Here is a 21,422-nt window from a genome sequence, read left to right on the forward strand (position 1 = left end):
TGCTTGTTATACCAATCAAAGTATGAACAAACATTAAAAAATAGTCCCATGTCAAAGAAACTTAACAAAACAATCGCTAAGATAAGAATGCTATTTATACTAGCGTTTACTACAACCTATGCCCAAGATGTAACTACTATAGATGCAGCTAGTGAAGATATCAGCAATAACCTAGATTTAGAGGCTGTAGCGTCAATATTTGGAGATTCCAAAGATTTGGAGGAGTTTGAATACAAATTGAATGACCCCGATACCCAGATTTCCAACTTAGATTTAAATGAAGATGGTAATGTAGACTATCTACGTGTTGTGGAAACAGCTGAAAACGATACCCATTTAATCGCCTTGCAAGCTGTTCTTGGTGAAGATATCTATCAAGATGTTGCTACAATTGAAGTCGAAAAAGACAATGAGGGCAATACCCGAGTGCAAGTGGTAGGTGATGTGTACCTCTATGGCAATAATTTCATAGTAGAACCTGTTTATGTACATCGCCCGATTATTTTTAGCTGGTTTTGGAGACCATTCTACAGACCATACCGTTCAATTTTCTATTGGGGGTATTACCCAAAACACTACCGTTTCTGGAAGCCATTTCATGTTGGGCATTACAAAAAGAACGTACATGTACACGTAAATGTTAAGCATACGTTTCATTACACAAAGGTGAGATTCAGCACGAGAGCGGTGCATTTACACACCAAGGTAAAACGAAATGACTATGCAGTAAGACACCCACATAAGGCTCATTCCGTCAGACTTACTGCGGTAAACAAATCAAATGGAACCAAAAAAAGAGCCGTAGCGGTAAACAAGAATAATGGTGATAAGGTTCGCGTAGCTGGCGTCAATCAAGCCGATGGAGACAAATACCGTTCTGCTGGGGTTAAAACAGCAGATGGTTCCACAAAACGTGTAGCAGGAGTGAACAAGGCAGACGGCACCAAGAAACGCGCTGCTACAAAAAAGAATACCGATGGGAGCAGGAAATCCGTTGCGGTTAAAAAGAATCCTGATGGCTCTAAAAGAGCGGTGGCGGTTAAGAAAGATGCCAATGGCAACAGCACTGTAAAAGCTGCAGGCAAGACATCATCCTCCAAGAAAAAGGGAAAAACCCAGGCAAAAAGCGCGAAGAAGAAAGTTGCCAAGCGCAAGAAAAAATAAAGAACGTTAAGGATATTTAATAGCTCTGATGGCATCTTCTGCCGTCAGGGCTTTTTTTGTTGCATTTGAAAATTGAAGTATGACCTGAGCGGAAATTATAGTAAATTCACCTAATAAAATAGAATACTACAAAATGAGAAGATATAGACTTACCCTTAGCCTGGTTTTTACATTGATTTGTTTTTCGCTTATGGCCCAAGAAATGGGTTTTGAAGAGTACAATCCAAAATCTACCTTAGTGGTGGAAGGAGAAGAAATTACCAAATCGAAATTCCCCTTTATTGATATCCACAGTCACCAACGTAACATGGATGCCACGGCGCTCAACGGATTAATTGCCGATATGAATAGGTTAAATGAAGGTATCATGGTCAATTTGAGCGGTGGTTCAGGTGAGAATTTGAATAAAAAAATTGAAAGTATTCGAAAGAATTATCCAAACCGATTTGTGGTTTTTGCCAATGTCGATTTTGATGGAGTAGGCACAGCGGGATGGGGTGATAAGGCGGCTGCCCAGTTGGAGGTCGACATAAAAGCAGGAGCAAAGGGCTTAAAGATTTACAAAAGCTTAGGACTACGGTATAAGGATAGCGACGGGAATCGGGTTGCAATCGACGACCCGCGCTTAGACCCTGTTTGGGCAAAGTGTGGAGAATTAGGGGTGCCAGTTTTAATACACGCAGCCGATCCGAAGTCGTTCTGGGACCCAATGAATAGTGATAATGAACGCTGGTTGGAGTTAAAAACACGCCCGAGAAGAAAACGCTCGGCAACCGACCCTGCTCCTTGGGAGCAGATCATTGCAGAACAACATCGCATGTTTAAGAAGCACCCAAATACAAAGTTTATCAATGCACACATGGGATGGTATGCCAACAATCTTGGAAAGTTAGGGCAATTGCTAGATGAGATTCCAAATATGCACGTAGGTATCGCGGCCGTAATTGCAGAATTGGGAAGGCAGCCAAGAAATGCTAAGGCATTTTTTGAGAAGTACCAAGACCGCATTCTTTTTGGAAAAGATAGCTGGAAGCCAGAAGAATTTCCCACCTATTTTCGCGTGCTTGAATCAAATGATGAGTACTTTCCCTACTACAAAAAGTATCATGCCTTCTGGGCTATGTACGGACTTGATTTGCCTGATGAAGTACTGAAAAAGGTATATTATAAAAATGCTTTGCGGCTTATTCCTGATTTGGATAGCAGTTTGTTTCCTGAAGATTAATTGCAATTAACACCCAGAAGAACGGAGGTGCCATACCCTCGTTATATGCCCGTCTTATTTAAATGTTCATACGATCTTTTTTAAAATAATCTTAACTAGAATAATTTGGCAACACTTTTCAAACTCACGAACTTGTAAGAAGAACCCTAAAATCTTATTACATGTGTAGCAAACATCACTGCCTTATTGTACCCCCTCATATTCTAGAAGAACTGGCCAAACAAGGGAATACTTCCTGTAAAAAAACATTGAACGATACCCATAGAATATTTCAGAAAAGAAATACCATTCTAAATAATTTATTAGTTCGAGAAATAACAGATGGTGAGGGTGATCGCTTTGTTTATGACAGTCAGAAACGTTCGCAGCAAAGAGTTTTACTGGTACGAAAAGAGGGTGAGGGTGCCACCAATGATGCATCTGTAGATAAAGCCTACGAAACGTCTGGCTTTGTACGCGATTTTTTTAAAAACACTTTTGGTTTAAACTCCATAGACGACAATGGCCTCGATGTTATCTCAAACGTTCACTATGGCAAAGACTACAACAATGCCTTTTGGGATGGCGACGAAATGACCTATGGCGACGGTGACGGTATAGAGTTCAAAGATTTTGCAAGTGCAATCGATGTAGTGGCCCATGAACTAGCGCATGGCATTACCCAGTTTTTGGCCAACTTAGAATATCGAAGTCAATCGGGAGCCCTTAACGAACATTTCTCTGATGTTTTTGGTACTATCATCAAGCAAAAGTATTTGAAACAAGATATTTCAGAAGCCGATTGGTTAATAGGCGATACCATAGTAACAGATAAGTTTCCAGGCGTGGCCATACGATCGATGAAAGCCCCAGGCACAGCAAATGATTTTGATTCGCAACCTGCTCATATGGATAATTATTATACTGGAAACGCAGATAATCAAGGTGTTCATATCAATTCTGGAATTCCGAATAAAGCATTTTACCTATGCTGTTTGGAAATCGGACTTGACGAATGTGCGTTGATCTGGTTTGAAACTTTAAAAGCCCTATGGCGTACGGCAGATTTCGATGATATGCTCGATGTGATCCTTCAAGTTACCGAAAACCTGCAAAAGGAGGAAAAGGTAAGCAGCGGTGCCTTAGCGGCCATAACGAATAGCTTTACTACAGTAGGCTTGACAAAAGTGAATGTCTGAATACAATAGCAACGAATAATGAAGTACGAGATATTTATTAATGGAGGTTTTGCCAATGTGCCCAAGCAGTTCGAAGGAGAAATCAATTTAGAACAGACTGAGAAAAAAGACTTATTGGCAATCCTCTCTAAAGAATCAAAACCTTCAGGCGAGATACATGATGGTTTCATTTATCATGTCAGAATTACCGATACGGATACCGAAATTAAATCAATTTATGACGAGCACAATTTACCGCAGCTAGTCAGAGCGTTCATAGAGACTATTCAGCAAAATAAGGAATAGCAAGATCACCAAAATTTACGTCCAGGTGTTATTTTCAAAAAACTTTGTGATAATTTCAAGGTGTGGGATACTAATACCATAAACCTAGAAATCAAGTATGCAAAAAGAAGCCGAATTTATTCGGATAGTTAAAGAGAACGAAGGCGTGATCTTTAAAATCACAACCATGTATACCGATAACCGAGATGACCAAAAAGATCTATATCAAGATGTGGTATATCAACTATGGAAGTCCTTTGATTCCTTTCGGGGGGAGTCGAAAATAAGTACTTGGATGTACCGTATTGCGTTAAATACTGCGCTAACCAGGCTTAGAAAAAGCAAACGAATGGGAAATCAAATTCCTATAAACCGGGTGATCATGCAACAAACCGAAAATTATGACCCAGAATTTGAGCTAAGGTTGCAACTATTGTATTCGCATATTAAACGATTGAATGTTTTAGAAAAGGGTTTAATGCTACTGCTGCTTGAAGGAAAAAAATATGACGAAATAGCTGAAATAACAGGACTTTCACCAAGTAATGTAGGAACGCGTATCTCTAGAATCAAGCAAAAATTAAAGAAACAAATTGTAAAAAAATAGGACGATGGAAATTGAAGAGATGAAAACGCTGTGGTCTGAAGTCAGCCACCAATTGGAGCAACAAAAAAAATTAACAAACGAAATTATTATGAATATGACACAAGAACGATATACAAACAAGTTTAAAACCATTTCAACTTATGAGACTATTGGGGCCATTATCTGTTATGGAATCGCGATAAATATCTTGGCAAATTTTGGAAAGCTTGACACCTGGTACTTGAAAGCCTGCGGAATTTTCACCATAGCTTTTCTATTGATCTTACCTGTATTGGTACTACGTGCACTTGGCAGAATTAAGCGCTTGAATATTACCAATAAAAATTACAAGGAAACCTTGGTAAGCTACACAAAGGCGAAGACACGTCTTTTGAAGTTACAGCAGTTTGGCATCGCTGGAAGTTTTGTGCTCATGTTTGCGGTTGCGGCAGTTTTCTCAAAGCTATGGTCAAACAAAGATTTTTTTATGATAGAGCGAAACGCATGGTCATATGTGGTCATTGGTGTTGCGTCCTTATTTGTGGCTTTGGTTTCTCGATGGGGTTATGGGCATTACAAAAGAATTACCAATTCGGCAGAAAGCTTGTTAAAAGAGCTGGAATGAGCAACCATGGATTGTTATTTCTAAAATCACTACTTTGATAAAAATTTCAGTAAATGAGCACAATAGGTTATTCTGGAACGCCCTTAGCAAAGAAACTAGGCATTAAAGCCGGGTATACCGTTTTGCTAGTTAACGAACCCAGTCACTATCTGTTGCTTTTTGAAGATATGCCCGAGGTCAACTATGTTGTTAATCCCTCAAAGGAAACTGTTGATTTTATCCATTTGTTTTGCACTGACAAAACCGATTTCGAAAAACGATCTTTGAAACTAAAACCAACGCTTAAGATGACTGGAATGCTTTGGGTTAGCTGGCCCAAAGGCAGCTCAAAAATCGAAACAGATCTTTCTCGCGATTACATTCGAGAATACCTGTTGGAAAATGGTTTGGTAGATGTAAAGGTATGTGCCGTTGATCAAGATTGGAGCGGGCTAAAATTCATGTATCGTATTCGAGATAGGAAGTAAACAGTTTTAACAAGGATATCTAGAAATTTGTATTTTTAGATTCCAACTGTTAGGCTAACCAACATGAACGTATCTAAATGCTTCCCACTTGCCCTAGTTATTCTTTGCATAACCTCTTGTAAACTATCGAAAGAAAATAATACCGAAATTGAAACCGCAGGTCTCGAAGCAACGGTTAACATTCTACGAGACCAATGGGGGGTTAATCATATTTATGCCAAAAATCAGCACGACCTGTTCTTTGCGCAAGGCTATGCGGCTGCCAAAGACCGACTGTTCCAATTTGAAGTTTGGAGACGACAAGCAACCGGTACCGTATCAGAGATTCTTGGCCCTGACGAGTTAGAACGTGATATTGGAACGCGTTTATTTCAGTTTCGGGGAGACCTAGAAGAGGAGTTAAATCATTATCACCCAAATGGTTCTGAAATTATTAATGCCTATACCGATGGGGTAAATGCATATATTGACGAGATTTTGCAGACACCTGAAGACCTTCCAATAGAATTCAAGGTTTTGAACATCCTTCCCAAAAAATGGACGCCTGAGGTTGTGATTTCAAGGCATCAAGGCTTAAAAGGCAATGTAAGCCGTGAATTAAAATATGGGATGGCGGTCGCAAAAATAGGAGAAGAGAAAGTGAAAGAACTCATGTGGTTTCACCCTAACGATCCGAATATTACTTTAGACCCGAAAATTGATGCCAGCCTACTTTCTGAAGATATTTTGGCCCTGCATAAAGCCTATGCCAGTGGTGTTCAGCTTGAAGAACAAGACATCGATAAGGACTATTTAGATGATGGTAGCAACAACTGGGTGTTAACAGGGAACAAAACGGAGAGTGGCTTTCCATTCTTGGCCAATGATCCGCATCGACGCGTTGCGTTACCTTCCTTGCGGTACATTGTACATTTAGTTGCCCCAGGTTGGAATGTGATAGGAGGGGGGGAGCCAGAAATTCCAGGTGTTTCGATTGGTCATAATGACTTTGGCGCATGGGGGCTGACGATTTTTAGAACCGACGGGGAAGATCTGTACGTATATGATTTAAATCCCGAGAATTTATCGCAATACAAGTACAAAGATAAGTGGGTGGCAATGAAAGAGGTAGAGGATGAAATTCAGATAAAAGGGGAAGATGCGGTAAAAGTTACTTTGCGCTATTCGGTTCATGGCCCGGTAACCTATATCGACTCGCTTCACCACAAGGCATATGCCGTAAAATGCGCATGGCTTGAAAAAGGTGGCGCACCCTATTTGACTTCCCTTAGGATGGATCAGGCAGAAACCTGGGAAGAATTTCGAGATGCCTGTAGCTATAGCAATATACCGGCGGAAAATATGATTTGGGCAGATAAAAAAGGTAACATTGGTTGGCAAGCCGTTGGAATTACGCCGATTCGGAAGCATCATAGTGGCTTGGTTCCCGTTCCTGGTGATGGTAGTTATGACTGGGAAGGGTATTTGCCTATCAAAGAGCGTCCAAATAGTTACAACCCAACAAATGGTTTTTTGGCTACAGCCAACGAAAATGTAACTGCAAGCGACTATAAGCATCAAAACACCTTAAATTACCTTTGGTCAGATTCTTATCGTGGGCGTCGCATTAAGGAAGTACTATCCGAAGAAAAAGCTTTTACAATGAAGGACATGGAAAAGTTGCAGTCTGATTATTTTTCGATACCGGCTAGATCGTTAGTTCCAATGTTGCAACATATCAAGATGAAATCAGAAAAAGGGGAAGAGGCAAAAAATCGACTATTAACTTGGGATTATATTTTGGATGAAGATTCTGTGGAAGCCGGTATTTACGCAATGTGGGAGCACATAATCCGGCAAGAAGCCGAAAAGGCTTTTATTCCAAAAGAAGTAACGGAAATGGTGTCTATTCAATTAGAAAAAATCGTTTCATGGTTGGAGATGGGTACGGAAACCTTTGGCCCAAGTTTTAAAAAATTGGAGAAACAAGAATTTCTAAGGAATACGTTTAGATTGACCTTGCAAAATTTGGAAGAGAAACTTGGTGATGACATAATGCAGTGGCATTACGGACAAGCCAATTTCAAGCATAGCACAATGAAAAATGCCATTTCACCTTTTGTAAATGACAGTCTGAAAAAGAAAATTGATTTGGGCATCTTAGCAAGGGGTGGAAATAGTTTTACACCCAATTCTACCGGAAATAACGATAATCAAGTAAGTGGTGCTAGTTTCAAGTTTATAACTGATTTAAGTGACTGGGATAAAACCTTGATGATCAATGCACCTGGGCAATCGGGTAATCCCAATAGTCCCTATTATAATAATTTGTTCGAGTTATGGGCAAAGAATCAATATTTCCCTGCCTATTATTCAAGACAAAAGATAGCGGAAGTCACTGATGATACTACAATTCTGATACCAAAAAATCGCTAAAAGTTACCCTTTTGAAAACCAGAACAAATCATTTGCTACAAATAGTCCTCATCTATGTAATAATTGCATTTAGTGGTTTCTTGACCTGGAAATATATTCCAATTGATAGTCAAATATTTGTTTTCATGGCTGCTAGTTTTATAATGACGGTTGTTTGCTTTTTGTTTTCGGTAATCAAAAGAAATAGTTCGGTATATGATGCTTTCTGGAGTGTTATTCCCTTCTATTTTGTTGTGTTATTATGCTGTATTAATCTTAAAGAATTAACCGTATTCCACCTTTTAACATTTTTAGTAGTCAGTATTTGGTCATGGAGATTGACCTTGAATTGGGCTAGGTCATGGTCAGGATTCTCCCAAGAGGATTGGCGCTATAAAGATCTTGCAGAGCAAACCGGAATGATTTATCCTTTGGTGAACTTTTTCGGAATACATCTTTTTCCAACAGCGATGGTATTTTCAGCTATGTGGCCCTTGTTTGATGTGTTTTCAAGCCCAATGCAATACGCTTGGTTATTTTTTATCGGTATGGCAGTCTGTCTGTCAGGTGTTGCGCTTGAATTCATTGCAGATAATCAATTGGCTCAATTTAGAAAAAGACCGAATCCTAAGCCAGAGGAACTTTTGGAAACTGGAATATGGGCAAAGTCTAGAAATCCAAACTATTTGGGAGAGATGCTATTTTGGTTCGGAATCTTTTTGATAGGGTATTCATTTGGCACATCGTCAATAACTATTGTAGGTGCTATAGTAATGGTGTGTTTGTTTGTAGTTATTTCAATTCCCCTTAAAGAAGATCGCATGATTGAACGTAAACCGACATACGGCGCCTATAAAAAAAGAGTACCCAAATTAATTCCTAAGTTTTGGTGAGGGTTATTTTCTAAAAAACACAAGGAGTAAAATAAAAAGCAACATATAAACGAGCATTCCCAAATAAAATCGCAATTGATATGCCTTTGCTTCCTTGTTACGCGTTAGTGCTTGAAGAAGAGCGATATGTCTGAAATGCTTTTTCCATGCAAATGCCGTGAAAAACGGATCCCATGCTGCTGCGTCTAATTCTTTATTAGTCTCGGCAAACGTCTCTTGGTAACGGCGTTCCAACTCCTTTTGCTCAATGGTCGAAATATTCCGTATCAGAAATTCTTGATATACTTTCTGCTGGGTAGCATCGTCCAAAGATTTATTTTTAGACATCTGGTATAGTTGGTAATTATTGAGCAGTTTTACTTTGGTAGTATCCATTTATCAGAAAATTAGTAGCGCTAAAGTACCTCCCATAATTGACGTTGAATGTAGTCTAAAATCAACATCCAGTTCATTTTTAGCACTAATGAGGCGGTTGGTATATTATCATCTTCAATGGCCGAGATGATGGCATCGTGTTGATTATCTGATTTCGAGTATAGGAGGTCGTCTGCCATAAATTCACGTTCATAAAAGAAAATACGAATCTTTAAATCGTCAAGAATATGTTGTGCGAGACTATTGCCATACTTTTGTGTAAGAAGTTTGTGGAAACCCAATTTGGCATTGATTCTAGCCACCGTAGTCTCTGCATTTTTAAAGACTAGCTGTTGGGTTTTAAGCTGCGCTATAGATGCAACATCAAATTCAGAATTCTCAATAGCCAATACCTCCAAATCGGCCACTAATTCATAAAGATCTTGTGCTTCTTTCAAACTCAGCTCTGAAATAATAAATCCACGATTCGGAATTGCTGTAATAATACGTGATTGCTGCAGTTGGGTCAAGGCTTCTCGAATTGGAGTGACACTGACATCGAGTTTACGTGCCAAGGCAGCCAAATTTATAGTTTGCCCCTCCTGTAAATGACCTTGTTTCATCTCATTAAGCAGAAATTCTCGTACTTGATCTCGAAAACTTGTTTTAACTAGCATACTCTAAATATACTATATCGTATACGATTTGTAGCCATTTATGTTGTCATTCATCGGGTTGTTGTTGTCATTACGTCTAAAAACGAAGAATGGTTGACAACTATTTGGCAAAGTATTTGCTAAGCTCTATCTACAAAGCTATCTTTGAAACAATGCATAAGGGAATGTATTTCTCTTAATTCGATTACCACTATTGGTTATTGAAAATTTAAAATTAGAATATCAAATAAACTATGGCTAGAGCTCAAGAAACCTATGGTAAAAAAGAACGGGAAAAGAAACGTCTAAAAAAGCGTGAAGAAAAAGCAAAAAGAAAAGCGGAGCGCCAAGCAAATTCCAATGTAGGAGCGTCTTTCGAAGATCAACTTGTATATGTTGATGAAAACGGTCACTTTACCGACACACCACCCGATCCTTCCAAAAAAGTCAAGGTTGATGCCGAAAGTATAGTCTTGGGTATTCCGAAGAAAGAAGAACAAGAGGCAGAAGACCCAATACGAAAAGGCAAGGTTTCTTTCTTTGATACTTCAAAAGGTTTTGGTTTCATAATGGACAGTGAAAACCAAGAAAAGTATTTTGTTCATGTAAGTGGTCTTATTGATGAGATTGCAGAGAATGACAAAGTTTCTTTCGAACTTGAAAAGGGCATGAAAGGCATGAATGCCGTTCGGGTTACCAAAATCTAAGGAACTCCCGCAGTTCAGTTCCGCATAATTCTACTTGATTTTTTAGGCAACGAACCGGTAAGCGTCTGTGACCTGCTACACTTTGTTTGGATAGGCGACGAATTACTACTGCCAAAAAAAAGGTATCAAATACCCTTCCCGCTAACATTAGCTGTGATATTCTCATGATATATTTTTTATATATTAGGCTCTTGGCTATATGTAATGCTTACCTATAGCACCCAAATTTTACAAGGTGTATGAACTACAACTTCATGCTGAAGAACACATTTATATCCGATTGCTATAAGAAAGCGTAGTATGAAAATGGGTCATCCTTTTTCTTTAAAAAAAATTCTTTTTATAGCTCTGATTTTGTCTTTTTGGCAGGGTTTGGGCCAAACTCCAGCATGTACGGCCTTAAGTATGCCAGGAAATGGCAGCACCAATATCGCTTTGGATACCAATTTTGAATGGATTGCCGCTAGCGGAGCCGAACGTTATATTATTAGGGCAGGCACTTCCTCGGGTGCTACAGATATTCTCGACAATGTCGATGTCGGTAATGTAACTGCATATGATTTACCCGATAACCTTCCAGCGGGGAATTTGATTTATGTGCAAATTATTCCTGAGAATGCAACGGGTCAGACTATAAATTGTGCCGAGGTAAGCTTTGCCACCAACGTAAATGACATTCCCGATTGCACAGGATTAATCCTTCCGATCGAAGAGTCAGTTGACGTGCCTATAGATACCCCTATTGAATGGATGGTATCACCGGGAGCGACAGGGTATCGAATTACTATAGGGAGTTCTTCCGGAAACACAGATATCATTGATGATCTAGATGTAGGGAATGTAACATCATATCAATTACCAGGAGGATTTGCTTTACTAACCTCTGTTTTTCTCAAAATAACGCCATACAATGATGCGGGTAGCAATACAACTTGCTCGGAAATGAGATTTACGACAACAAGCGGAACCGTACCTAGGTGTACGCAAATTATAAATCCCCAAGATGGTGCGGCTTTAGTAGCAGTAAATGCCAATATTACTTGGATTCGTGACTTTACAGCTACTGGATATCTAATGACCATTAGAGAAAAAGAGCCCGATGGCGATTTCATTCTTCGAGAAGAAAACGTTGGCAACGGCACAAATTTTAAACCACCAAATTTTGAGCCGCGCACAAGGTATTTCGTTACCATGATTCCGTATAACGCTCAAGGAAATGCCGTTGGATGCAGTGCCATTACCTTTACGACGGGTGATCCTTTGCCCTTGCCCGATTGTGCACAATGGGTTTTTCCCGCCAATGGTGCGACCAAAGTTGCTCCCGATACACGTTTGGAATGGAATGAAGTACCCAATACCGATGGTTTTATTCTAACTGTGGGAACGGCTTTAAATGCAACTGACATTATTAACATGGAAGACGTAGGCGACCGTACTTCATATACCTTATCGGACAACCTTCCAATAGGGGCGACCATTTATGTCAAATTAGATACGTATAAAGGGGGAGAAATCTCGGAAACCTGCCCCATAATTTCGTTTAGGATAAATGGCCCAGACCCCTTAGATTTACGAGAAAAAATACCAAGATTTTTTACACCTAATAATGACGGATTCAATGACTTATGGAAAGTTGTTTCTACTGATAATTTAAATGTTGATAAAGTCCTTGTTTTTGATCGCCATGGCAAGCTATTAAAACAATTAGGTGACGGGCAAGGCTGGGACGGTACATTTAACGGAAAAGACCTCCCAGCGGCGTCGTATTGGTATACGGTTGAACTTACAAATGCCCCCGGTATCAATGGCTATTTTCTACTGAAACGATAGCCGACTTTCTTTGCAACACTACCGCTTTACGTTTTTGACAAAGGATTGGCTTCCTGAAATATTAGTGTAGCCCTGCACCAATAATTACCATATTTAAGGTTGCTATTGCAAGCTTATTGTTATTTTAACGTTAAATTCATATTACTGTACACTATATAACGGCAATGTCAAAAAACTTAACTGATACGCTACGATCCCTCGATCCTATTGGTCTTCATGAGATGGACAAAGTTGCCTTAATGAATAGAGTCGATACGAAATTTATTCTCCACAGTAGGCTACTATTCGCCGTTCTTGAAAATCTAGCGATAGGGTATAGGGTGCTAGAGATAGCGGGAAGCAGAATATCGGGCTATAAAAACCAGTACTTTGATACGAAGCGCCTAAAATTTTATACCGATCATCACAATGGCAAAGGAAACAGAACCAAGGTTAGACTACGAGAATATAACAATACCGGAATTTGTTATATAGAAGTGAAGCAAAAGAATAATAAGGGAAGAACTAAGAAAACCCGTAAAAAAATAGGGGGTTTCCAACCTATTTTATCTGACGAGTGCATAGAATTTGTTGAAACTGCTGCTACAGATGATTTAAATAATAAGGCCGTGCTTTTCAATCGGTTTGACCGCGTAACCCTGGTAAACAAAAATGAGCAAGAACGTGTTACAATAGATTTTAATCTCTCGTTTGCATCTAACAGTGAGGAAATGCAATACCCAAATTTGGCAATAATAGAGGTAAAGCAAGCCAGTTTATCTCGAAATACGGCTATTTTCAAGTATCTAAAGTCAATTGACATACATCCGTATAGAATTAGCAAATATTGTTTAGGTATCGCCTCTTTAAATGGGCATATCAAGACCAACCTATTCAAAGAAAAACTTAGAAGAATCAATAAAATAACAAGCACTTAATGGATTTTTTAGAAATACCCTTATTCGACGATGATTTTTACAAGATGGTGTTCAGGTTTAGCATCAATATCATTTTTTTAACCATAATTGTTCGTTTTTTATACTATCCCAAGACCAGAAGTAAGGATTATCTGTTCACCTACTACATGATAAGTATTATTGTGTTCTTTCTCTGCTTTACACTGAAAAAATATGAGCTCGACATTGGTATGGCTCTAGGTCTGTTTGCCATTTTTGGCATCATTCGCTATCGTACCGATCCTATTGCCATAAAAGAAATGACCTATTTATTCGTGGTCATTGGGGTATCGGTTATAAACTCACTCGCAAATAAGAAGATGAGTTATGCCGAAATTTTTGCCGCCAACTTGATCGTGGTTTTTGCAATTATGGTTATAGAACGCTTTTGGCTACTTAAGAATGAAGTTTCTAAGGAAATTATATATGAAAAAATTGAAAATGTAACCCCTGAAAATAAAGCGCTGCTTTTAGAAGATTTGGAACAAAGAACAGGAATTACAATCAACCGCGTTAAAATTGGCAATATTGACTTCTTAAAAGACGTTGCAACTATTACCATCTACTATTATAATAGTGAAAAGTAGAATTACACTACGCCAGTTATGAAGTATACAAAAACCCCATCCCTTTTTCTTGTCATCAGTTTGATTAGTGTTTCTTTGTTTTCCCAAACAGAAAGTGATCTAGCTTCCTGGACATCGGTCCAGCTTGGTTATGAAGTGGATGACAATTGGGATTTAGGACTCGAGGGCCAATTGCGTCTCAAAACGAATATTTCAACCATTGACGAATATTTTACAGAGTTTTCTGTAAGACGCAAATTGTTTAAAGGCTTTAGATTGGGCTTGGCCGCCAGGTATATTCGTGAAAATGATAATAGGGGAAACATTCAAGGATATGAGAATCATTTCAGATTTCATCTAGATGCGAATTACAAACATCGAATAGGTGCAATTCGAATAGGCTATAGGCTGCGATACCAAAATAAAAACGAATTGGGGGTGGCTCAAGAAGAAGGTGATTTTGCCGTAAATAGGCTTCGTTTCAAAACAGGATTAGAATACAAAATTAAAAACTGGCCCCTAGATCCAGAGCTCACCGGAGAGCTTTTCAGTAGGTTCGAAAAAAACGAAGCCTCAGAGTTAGATAAATATCGAATAAGCTTACGTACTTCATATAGTCTTAAAAAGGCAGGAAGTTTAGGCGTATACTATCGTGTTGAGGGTAGTATTGGTGAAGAAATACCTGAATATCAACATATTATTGGTTTAAAGTACAAATATGTTTTCAGCAGGCAATAGCGTCAAGTGTGGCCTTAAACTTTGTTAATATTTTGTGCCGTTCATCGTAACCCCAACATAAAAAACACTAAAATTAACATTGTAGCGTTCGAAACGATAGATGTAACCCTTAAATCTATTACAGAATGCAAACCTTATTTAAATCAGCAACCAGATTAGTCCTTTTTAGCGGTATCGCACTACTCGTTATTAATTGTAGTAAGGATGATTACAACCCTTTAGCCGATGACACACAAGTATCAGCTACTGAAGTGAAAACCATATTGGAAACCGATGATCTTTCAAGTGCTACCGATAAGGTGGTAACCGATTTGTTTCAAAACGGTCAATCCGCTAAATCTTCACGACTTGAAGACTGCTACGTCTCTGAATTTTCAGACACCGGCTTCTCAGTAACCTTCGACAATTGTAGTGTGGAAGGAAGTGATAACATCACGGGAACGGTAATGGTAACTTATACAGTAGGTGCTGAAACAACTTCGTTTACAGTAACTTATACTGACTTGTCAGTTGGTGACTATACCATAAATGGAACCAGAAGCTTTACTATGAATGCCGAGGCTGCCGGAGAAAATGTTTCTTTTACAATTGTTAGCGATATGTCTATTAAGCTCAAGGATGAATCGATCATTGAGGAAATGGGCACTAAAACTTTTGGATTCGTTTTTGATACGCAGAATTTGCAAAATAGTGCACTCACTGTTGATGGAGATTGGACTGTAAAAGCAAACGGAAATACATATTCCGTTGACGTTTCCACGCCTTTAGAAATCACTTTTGGCTGCGATTATGCCGGCAAGGGAGTTATGCAGCTGACTAAAAACGGACTCAAAGTAGATGTAGACTTAGGTGACGGAACCTGCGATGATGTGGCCACGGTCACCTATCCTGATGGAACAGAAGAAGAGATTTCTATTAAAGATTAAAGTAACTAAAGTTAGCACCTATCCAATCGGGTAGTGGTTAACTCATAAGATATAAAGGCCCGTACTTGTTGAAGTACGGGCCTTTATTTTGATAGGTTCAAATTCCGTGATGAGCGGAGTTAACACTTTAAATCTGTCCAACGAATTCTGTTGAGGTGATTAGACTCTGAAAAGAATACTGAGGTTGTTGATACTATCGATGATTGATTGATGATTGTTTTCATGATTTCTAGTCTTTAAAGGGTTTGCCCAAGACTATCTGTAACGTCGTTTATTGTTCCAGATGTCGCTTTTTGAGAATTCTGATGATTTTCTTAATTGCTTCGTATTTAAATTTTCCATGATATCGTTTTTTATTGATTAATAGTTTGATCTAGATTCCTTTTGCTCTTTATTCTTTGGTCATACAACCTGTCTGTGTTCCAACCAAAGCCCAAGGTGAAATATACTCTGGGTCTTAGTTGATGTGGATATAAAGTTTTCATCGTGTTGCTGTTTTTGATTGATGCTGTAAAATTGTTGTTTTTCTGTTATTCTATATAATCTATGTTTCTGAACTGTCGAATTGAAATGATGAATTGTTTTTTGATTGATTCCAATCGACTTACAACTAATAGACGACCAATAATTAGTTTTGTTACAGTACTATGTATAAAAAGGTACTATTTTATGTAAAATTTAACAAATTTGAACTTAAAAAGCAGCTCAGTAGATTCTAACTATCTGATTATATATGCATTATAGTATTTGCGCCAGAGCTCTAAGCTTCTTGCTGACACATTGTGCTTTGGTATACTTTGTAAAAAACGGGTAATAAGACCGATATCATTACATGAAGATAGGGTAGAAGTTTACAGCCGTACCCGACATAACATAATTGATAAAAGAAAATAAATAGGAAAAAAACAGGTTATATAGATACCCAATTCAAAATAGTGTATTATGACTACTTTTCAATCTGCACACAGGACGTTCAAAAATTACTTTGTATTGCCTATTGCATTCCTACTATTTGGTATTTCCTGTAGTACAGATGCAACGACATTACTAGATGAAGACGATTCGATATCTGAAGATGTGGAAGAAACGAACGATGATACACCTAGCGACGAGGAAGTTGATACTAGCGGAGCGGTAGTGTTTGATCAAGATTTTACATTGGATGCTACACGAACAGTGGCCAACTATGTCTTATCACAAGCAGACTATGCCCAATTTCTTGCGGGTGATGGTGATATCACCATGGTTGCTGAAAAGGCATACGAATATTTGGATGATGACTTTGATTACATCATTATTCTTTCAGTAGAGGAAACACAACCATCGGGTTTGTTTTATGGTAGGTCGCATTTAATTCAAAATCAGGTTCAAGGTTTGGGAACAGGTGTTTACAACAATGCTGCTTCATACGGTTCCGCTGGGAAATTGAAAAGTATTATTTATATGCCTCGAACCGAATACATATCCAACGGTCCGTTTTTACATGAAATTGCGCATTCTTGGGGAAATAAAGGAATAATTCCAAGCACTGTTGGTGGCCATTGGGGTTTTGCAAGTACAGCTGGGCAGTTAGGAGGATTTGATCAAATTGAAGATCTCGGCAACAACACCTATAGGGGAAGTCTAAATGGTCAAAATGGCTTTGGAACTTTTGCAAATGGTGGAAACAGCGTTGTGTATGGAGCGTTAGAGTTATATACTATGGGCTTGATAGGGCCAGATGAGTTAGGGTCAATACAGGTAGCTGTAAATCCAGAATGGACACAAAATGCGGGTGAGTTCACAGCCGACGCCATAACTACATATACCGCTCAAGATCTTATAAACGAACATGGCGTACGCGTTCCTTCAGTATCGGATTCGCAAAAAGATTTTAAGGCACTTACGGTGGTTATTTCCACAGCAGAAATTTCCCAAGAGCAGATAGATACTATAAGCGCAAACCTAGAGAATTTTTCAAGACAGGGAGCTCCAGATGGCAGCTGGGGGAGTCTAAAAAACTTTTGGTTGGCAACCCAAGGTAAGGCAACTTTTGATTTTACTGTGGCTCAAGAAAGTATTCAATAAGCCGTTCTAATCCTTATTCAACTCAGCCAACAGCTTATCATAACTTTCAATCTGTGTAAACAAGCGCCCGCCGATGTTAAGAATGGGCGTCTTAATGGAATCAATTGCTGCGGGCAAATAACTTTTTAACTGATCACGAATTTCCGGTTTTTCACTCAGAAGGTGTTTGATATACTTATAGTTACTGGCGTCTAATGGGTCTATAATACTATCGCAAGAAAGACATCCATCGGTAATATAGAGCGTTATAGATTTCTTAGGTTTTATTTTAATACGTTCAAACTCCTTTTTTAATGCCCTTCTTGAAAGGCTATCGTTTACCAGTAAATCATAAGTGTAGTTGGGTCGTTTTCCTCGGGCAAGAACAATGGTTTTCAAATGTACTTTAGATGCAGCTGGAACACGTACCCATCTCGGGCGACCCTGACTTTGTCTAAAGTTGGTACCAGAGATCTTTATTTGAACATCGAAGTCTTGCTCATTTTCATTAACGGCATAAAACGCTAAACGATTCGGAATATCTTTGGTCTCAACGCGAAGCGGCGTGTCTTGGCCGTTTGTTTTTAGTACAACAAAAAGTAGTAGAAGTAGTATTTTCAGTTTCATATCACAATTTTTCTCGAGAGCGAAATATAAGGATTCTAGTAGATATGCAGAGTTAAATTCAGCCAACTGCCCAACTTGAACGATAAAAGTCTTGGTTTAAGAGAATTTTAATAGTGAAATCTCCCTTTAAATGATATCTTAGAGATATGGCATTTAAGTTTCTATTAGCAAATATATTGCTATGCTGTTTCAACAGCGCGGTTGCTCAATATACAGAGGAAGATTGGGAAGAGCGTGATACCTGGATGAATGTTGCTGAAATCTTCGCACTGGCAGAAATTGAAAAAGGAGATCAGGTTGCAGATGTCGGATGTCATGAAGGATATCTAAGCTTTCACTTGTCAAAACAAGTGGGAGCGACAGGTAAAGTTTTTGCCGTCGACGTTGCAGCATATCGATTAGATAGGCTGAAGGAATATATTAAAGAGCGTAATGTCGATAATATTGAGGTGGTACTAGGCGACTACGATGATCCGAAATTATCTGAAGGAAGTCTTGATGCAGTCATCGTAATGGACACTTACCATGAAATAAGTGATTACATGACAGTACTAGGTCATATTAAAAAAGCACTAAAACCCAACGGCAAAATCCTTATTCTCGAAAAGCTAAAACAACATAAGCGAGGAAAAAGTAGAGAAGAACAGGTTCAAGGCCATACGCTATCCTCTAAATATGTTAAACAAGAACTGCAAGAAGCTGGTTTTAGCATCACCAAGGAGGTTAAAGATTTTGGAGACTGGCAAGAAAACGAAGAGAAACAAATGTGGATTGTTGTTGGGGTATTGTCTGAAAACGGTTAGAAAAACCATTTTTCAAAATACATTTTACTATTTTACCGCATGAAAAATCTAGTACCACTCCTCATTTTAAGCATATTTATATCATGTACTTCACAATCTGCCAAAAGTCTATTTAATGGTACGAATTTAGAAGGCTGGCACATCGACGTACCAGAAATGGATAGTATTCCTGATGCCCGTAACCCCTTTGTCGTACGAGACGGAATGCTGGTAAGTTTGGGCACCCCCCAAGGCCATATCATTACCGATGACAGTTATGAAAATTTTAGATTAGAGGTTGAATATCGCTTTGCCGCAGAACCAGGTAATTGTGGTGTCTTGGTATTTGCATCGACCCCAAGGTCATTGTATAAAATGTTCCCGAAATCTATCGAAGTGCAAATGATGTATGAAAATGCAGGAGACTTTTGGTGTATTGTTGAAGATATTAGTGTCGATAATATGATAGCCCGTCGCGGCCCGAAAACAGAATGGGGCATTACAGAAGGCAAAAAACGTAGAATATTGAATTTAACTGATGGTTCTGAAAAACCAGTAGGAGCATGGAATAGTATGTCAATCGAATGTTTGGACAACCAAATTAAGGTCTGGGTAAATGGTGATTTGGTGAACCACGGCTACAACGCCACGGCAAACAAAGGTCAAATTGCGCTGCAAGCCGAAGGTTCAGAAGTAGAGTTCAGAAAAGTTGTAGTAACTCCAATTACACAATTAACCGAATAAGCAGTGTATTTTTTGATCGGTTGTACTTTCCTATAGCGATTACTTTGATAGTTTCGACGTAATAATTCCGTAAACGCCTATAAAGCTGTATTTTTGCAGTCTCCAAAAAAGAAAAGGATCATATGGCGGAAATTGCAGCAGCAGTACAAGAACGGAAAACAGACAAAGAACTTTACGAATACCAACAAGGCGCCATTGGCCAGATTTTCGATAAATTCGAAACCGCACCTGAAGATCATCACTTACTTTATCAATTACCGACAGGCGGGGGGAAAACAGTTATTTTCTCCGAAATGGTGCGTCAGTACTTGAAAAAGCATAACAAGAAGGTGCTTGTAATGACCCATAGGGTTGAACTATGTCGACAAACATCTGAAATGCTAACAGGATTTGGTGTAGTCAACAAAGTAGTTGATAGTAAAGCAGATCTAGACGACCAGGCTGAATACAGCTGTTATGTAGCTATGGTCGAAACACTGAACAATCGCCTAAATGATGATAAGCTCGATATTTCTGATGTCGGACTGGTAATTATCGATGAAGCACATTACAACTCCTTTACAAAGCTTTTTAAATTTTTTGAAAAATCGTTTATTCTTGGAGTAACAGCTACACCTTTGAGCTCGAATAAAGAGCTGCCAATGAAAGGCAACTACGACGAGCTAATCGTAGGTGAAACCATTGAATCGCTCATCGAAAATGAATTCTTGGCGAGGGCAGAAGTATTTCAATACGATATGGGGTTAACTTCCCTTGAGGTTGGTTCCAACGGTGACTACACCGTAAAATCTTCTGAAGACCTATATTCGAGTCCGGCAATGCTTGAGAAACTGCTCAAAGCATACGAGAAGCACTCCAAAGGCAAGAAGACTTTGATTTTTAATAATGGAATCAACACCTCCATCAATGTATATCATACCTTCAATGCTGCAGGACTCCCGATCATGCATTTAGATAATACGGCAACTAAAAAACAGCGAGCACAGATTCTAAAATGGTTTAAAGAAACTCCAGATGCGATTTTAACTTCGGTAAGCATCTTAACAACAGGTTTTGATGAACCTACAATAGACACTATTATCTTAAACCGGGCAACCAAGTCATTGACTTTGTATTATCAAATGATCGGTCGTGGTTCTCGTATTCTGAACAACAAGTCAAAATTTACGGTGATTGATTTAGGAAATAACATGTACCGATTTGGTCCGTGGGGTGCTGATTTAGATTGGCAAACCATTTTTAAATCACCGAATTACTATATGGACCGCATTCAAGATGATGAAACCATTGAAGGCCGGTTCAAACATGAAATGTCGGAAGAGCTTCGCGAGGAGTTTGCAAAGTCAGAAGATGTTTCTTTCGATATTAAACAAGTGTATGTAGATGCTACGAGTAAGGGAGAATCTTCAAAGGTCGTCTTAGAACGTTCCATTGCCCAGCATGCAAAGATTTGTATTGAGAACAGTGAAGATGTATATGACGCACTGGGTTTGGCGAAAATGCTTAAAGACGACGTTGACCAACGTATTCAAACCTATGCGAAGTGCATTAGTAGAAGTACGTTTAACTTTGTACACTGGCTGAAAGACGATTATAAGAAGAAGCTAAATGCTTATCTGCGTCAGAACTTTGATGAATTGTTTGAAGAAATTCACGGGCATCCTCCAATAGACTAGTCGTATTAACACTTAAAGCGTTGTACCTTTGTTTTGAAA

Annotated in this window: 22 protein-coding genes; 19 read left to right on the plus strand and 3 right to left on the minus strand. The window is 38.8% G+C overall.

The genetic code is table 11. The annotated features are described in order from the left end of the window. The first annotated feature begins 48 nt into the window (after positions 1–48). The 9 genes from ABJN95_RS12255 to ABJN95_RS12295 all read left to right on the plus strand — a co-directional run bounded on the left by ABJN95_RS12255 (position 49) and on the right by ABJN95_RS12295 (position 8,796). Entirely contained in the window at positions 49–1,164 is a 1,116-nt protein-coding gene (locus ABJN95_RS12255) for a hypothetical protein (protein WP_348370693.1), read from the plus strand. Between the two features lie 133 nt (positions 1,165–1,297). Next, positions 1,298–2,389 carry an amidohydrolase family protein gene (locus ABJN95_RS12260; RefSeq protein ID WP_348370694.1) on the plus strand — a complete coding sequence of 364 codons (1,092 nt, stop codon included), beginning with the start codon at positions 1,298–1,300 and terminating at the stop codon, positions 2,387–2,389. Between the two features lie 161 nt (positions 2,390–2,550). After that, on the plus strand, positions 2,551–3,567 hold the full coding sequence (locus ABJN95_RS12265) for a M4 family metallopeptidase (protein ID WP_348370695.1): 1,017 nt from the start codon (positions 2,551–2,553) through the stop codon (positions 3,565–3,567). Between the two features lie 18 nt (positions 3,568–3,585). Then, positions 3,586–3,852: a hypothetical protein gene (locus ABJN95_RS12270; RefSeq protein WP_348370696.1), complete on the plus strand. Its 267-nt coding sequence runs from the start codon at positions 3,586–3,588 to the stop codon at positions 3,850–3,852. A 97-nt stretch (positions 3,853–3,949) separates the two neighbouring features. Then, positions 3,950–4,438, plus strand: coding sequence for a sigma-70 family RNA polymerase sigma factor (locus ABJN95_RS12275; RefSeq protein WP_348370697.1), 489 nt, complete (start codon positions 3,950–3,952; stop codon positions 4,436–4,438). Between the two features lie 4 nt (positions 4,439–4,442). Beyond that, positions 4,443–5,042, plus strand: a complete 600-nt coding sequence (locus tag ABJN95_RS12280; protein ID WP_348370698.1) for a hypothetical protein — start codon at positions 4,443–4,445, stop codon at positions 5,040–5,042. 53 nt (positions 5,043–5,095) lie between these two features. Continuing rightward, the gene (locus tag ABJN95_RS12285) at positions 5,096–5,509 is read left to right on the plus strand and encodes a DUF3052 domain-containing protein (RefSeq protein ID WP_348370699.1); all 414 of its coding nucleotides are present in this window, start codon (positions 5,096–5,098) and stop codon (positions 5,507–5,509) included. A gap of 63 nt (positions 5,510–5,572) precedes the next feature. After that, positions 5,573–7,924, plus strand: coding sequence for a penicillin acylase family protein (locus ABJN95_RS12290; protein WP_348370700.1), 2,352 nt, complete (start codon positions 5,573–5,575; stop codon positions 7,922–7,924). Between the two features lie 11 nt (positions 7,925–7,935). Next, positions 7,936–8,796 carry a DUF1295 domain-containing protein gene (locus ABJN95_RS12295; protein WP_348370701.1) on the plus strand — a complete coding sequence of 287 codons (861 nt, stop codon included), beginning with the start codon at positions 7,936–7,938 and terminating at the stop codon, positions 8,794–8,796. A 3-nt stretch (positions 8,797–8,799) separates the two neighbouring features. On the opposite strand, the gene ABJN95_RS12300 is transcribed toward ABJN95_RS12295, so the two are convergent. Beyond that, positions 8,800–9,171 (minus strand): hypothetical protein, encoded by a 372-nt coding sequence (locus ABJN95_RS12300; RefSeq protein ID WP_348370702.1) that lies wholly within the window; start codon positions 9,169–9,171, stop codon positions 8,800–8,802. A 20-nt stretch (positions 9,172–9,191) separates the two neighbouring features. Continuing rightward, positions 9,192–9,827, minus strand: coding sequence for a GntR family transcriptional regulator (locus tag ABJN95_RS12305; RefSeq protein ID WP_348370703.1), 636 nt, complete (start codon positions 9,825–9,827; stop codon positions 9,192–9,194). Positions 9,828–10,060: 233 nt separating this feature from the next. Between ABJN95_RS12305 and ABJN95_RS12310 the strand changes: the two genes are divergently transcribed. The 7 genes from ABJN95_RS12310 to ABJN95_RS12340 all read left to right on the plus strand — a co-directional run bounded on the left by ABJN95_RS12310 (position 10,061) and on the right by ABJN95_RS12340 (position 17,575). After that, positions 10,061–10,513, plus strand: a complete 453-nt coding sequence (locus ABJN95_RS12310; RefSeq protein WP_348370704.1) for a cold shock domain-containing protein — start codon at positions 10,061–10,063, stop codon at positions 10,511–10,513. Positions 10,514–10,813: 300 nt separating this feature from the next. Continuing rightward, positions 10,814–12,343, plus strand: a complete 1,530-nt coding sequence (locus ABJN95_RS12315) for a T9SS type B sorting domain-containing protein (RefSeq protein WP_348370705.1) — start codon at positions 10,814–10,816, stop codon at positions 12,341–12,343. A gap of 164 nt (positions 12,344–12,507) precedes the next feature. Beyond that, positions 12,508–13,260, plus strand: a complete 753-nt coding sequence (locus tag ABJN95_RS12320; protein WP_348370706.1) for a polyphosphate polymerase domain-containing protein — start codon at positions 12,508–12,510, stop codon at positions 13,258–13,260. Continuing rightward, entirely contained in the window at positions 13,260–13,865 is a 606-nt protein-coding gene (locus tag ABJN95_RS12325; protein ID WP_348370707.1) for a DUF4956 domain-containing protein, read from the plus strand. Before ABJN95_RS12320 ends, ABJN95_RS12325 begins: the two co-directional genes overlap by 1 nt. 18 nt (positions 13,866–13,883) lie before the next feature. After that, on the plus strand, positions 13,884–14,582 hold the full coding sequence (locus ABJN95_RS12330; protein WP_348370708.1) for a DUF2490 domain-containing protein: 699 nt from the start codon (positions 13,884–13,886) through the stop codon (positions 14,580–14,582). Positions 14,583–14,707: 125 nt separating this feature from the next. Continuing rightward, entirely contained in the window at positions 14,708–15,508 is an 801-nt protein-coding gene (locus ABJN95_RS12335; protein WP_348370709.1) for a hypothetical protein, read from the plus strand. Between the two features lie 942 nt (positions 15,509–16,450). Continuing rightward, complete coding sequence (locus ABJN95_RS12340) at positions 16,451–17,575, plus strand: hypothetical protein (RefSeq protein WP_348370710.1); 1,125 nt, start codon at positions 16,451–16,453, stop codon at positions 17,573–17,575. A gap of 6 nt (positions 17,576–17,581) precedes the next feature. Here ABJN95_RS12340 and ABJN95_RS12345 read toward each other — a convergent pair whose 3' ends face one another. Further along, positions 17,582–18,181, minus strand: a complete 600-nt coding sequence (locus tag ABJN95_RS12345; protein ID WP_348370711.1) for a glutaredoxin domain-containing protein — start codon at positions 18,179–18,181, stop codon at positions 17,582–17,584. Positions 18,182–18,327: 146 nt separating this feature from the next. Here ABJN95_RS12345 and ABJN95_RS12350 point away from each other — a divergent pair, with 146 nt between their 5' ends. The 3 genes from ABJN95_RS12350 (at position 18,328) to ABJN95_RS12360 (ending at position 21,383) form a co-directional block, all read left to right on the plus strand. Next, positions 18,328–18,984 carry a methyltransferase domain-containing protein gene (locus ABJN95_RS12350; RefSeq protein ID WP_348370712.1) on the plus strand — a complete coding sequence of 219 codons (657 nt, stop codon included), beginning with the start codon at positions 18,328–18,330 and terminating at the stop codon, positions 18,982–18,984. A 39-nt stretch (positions 18,985–19,023) separates the two neighbouring features. Then, positions 19,024–19,707 (plus strand): DUF1080 domain-containing protein, encoded by a 684-nt coding sequence (locus ABJN95_RS12355; RefSeq protein ID WP_348370713.1) that lies wholly within the window; start codon positions 19,024–19,026, stop codon positions 19,705–19,707. A 122-nt stretch (positions 19,708–19,829) separates the two neighbouring features. Then, positions 19,830–21,383 carry a DEAD/DEAH box helicase family protein gene (locus tag ABJN95_RS12360; protein WP_348370714.1) on the plus strand — a complete coding sequence of 518 codons (1,554 nt, stop codon included), beginning with the start codon at positions 19,830–19,832 and terminating at the stop codon, positions 21,381–21,383. Positions 21,384–21,422 lie beyond the last annotated feature (39 nt).

Source organism: Maribacter sp., from assembly GCF_039974175.1.
GTDB lineage: Bacteria > Bacteroidota > Bacteroidia > Flavobacteriales > Flavobacteriaceae > Maribacter_C.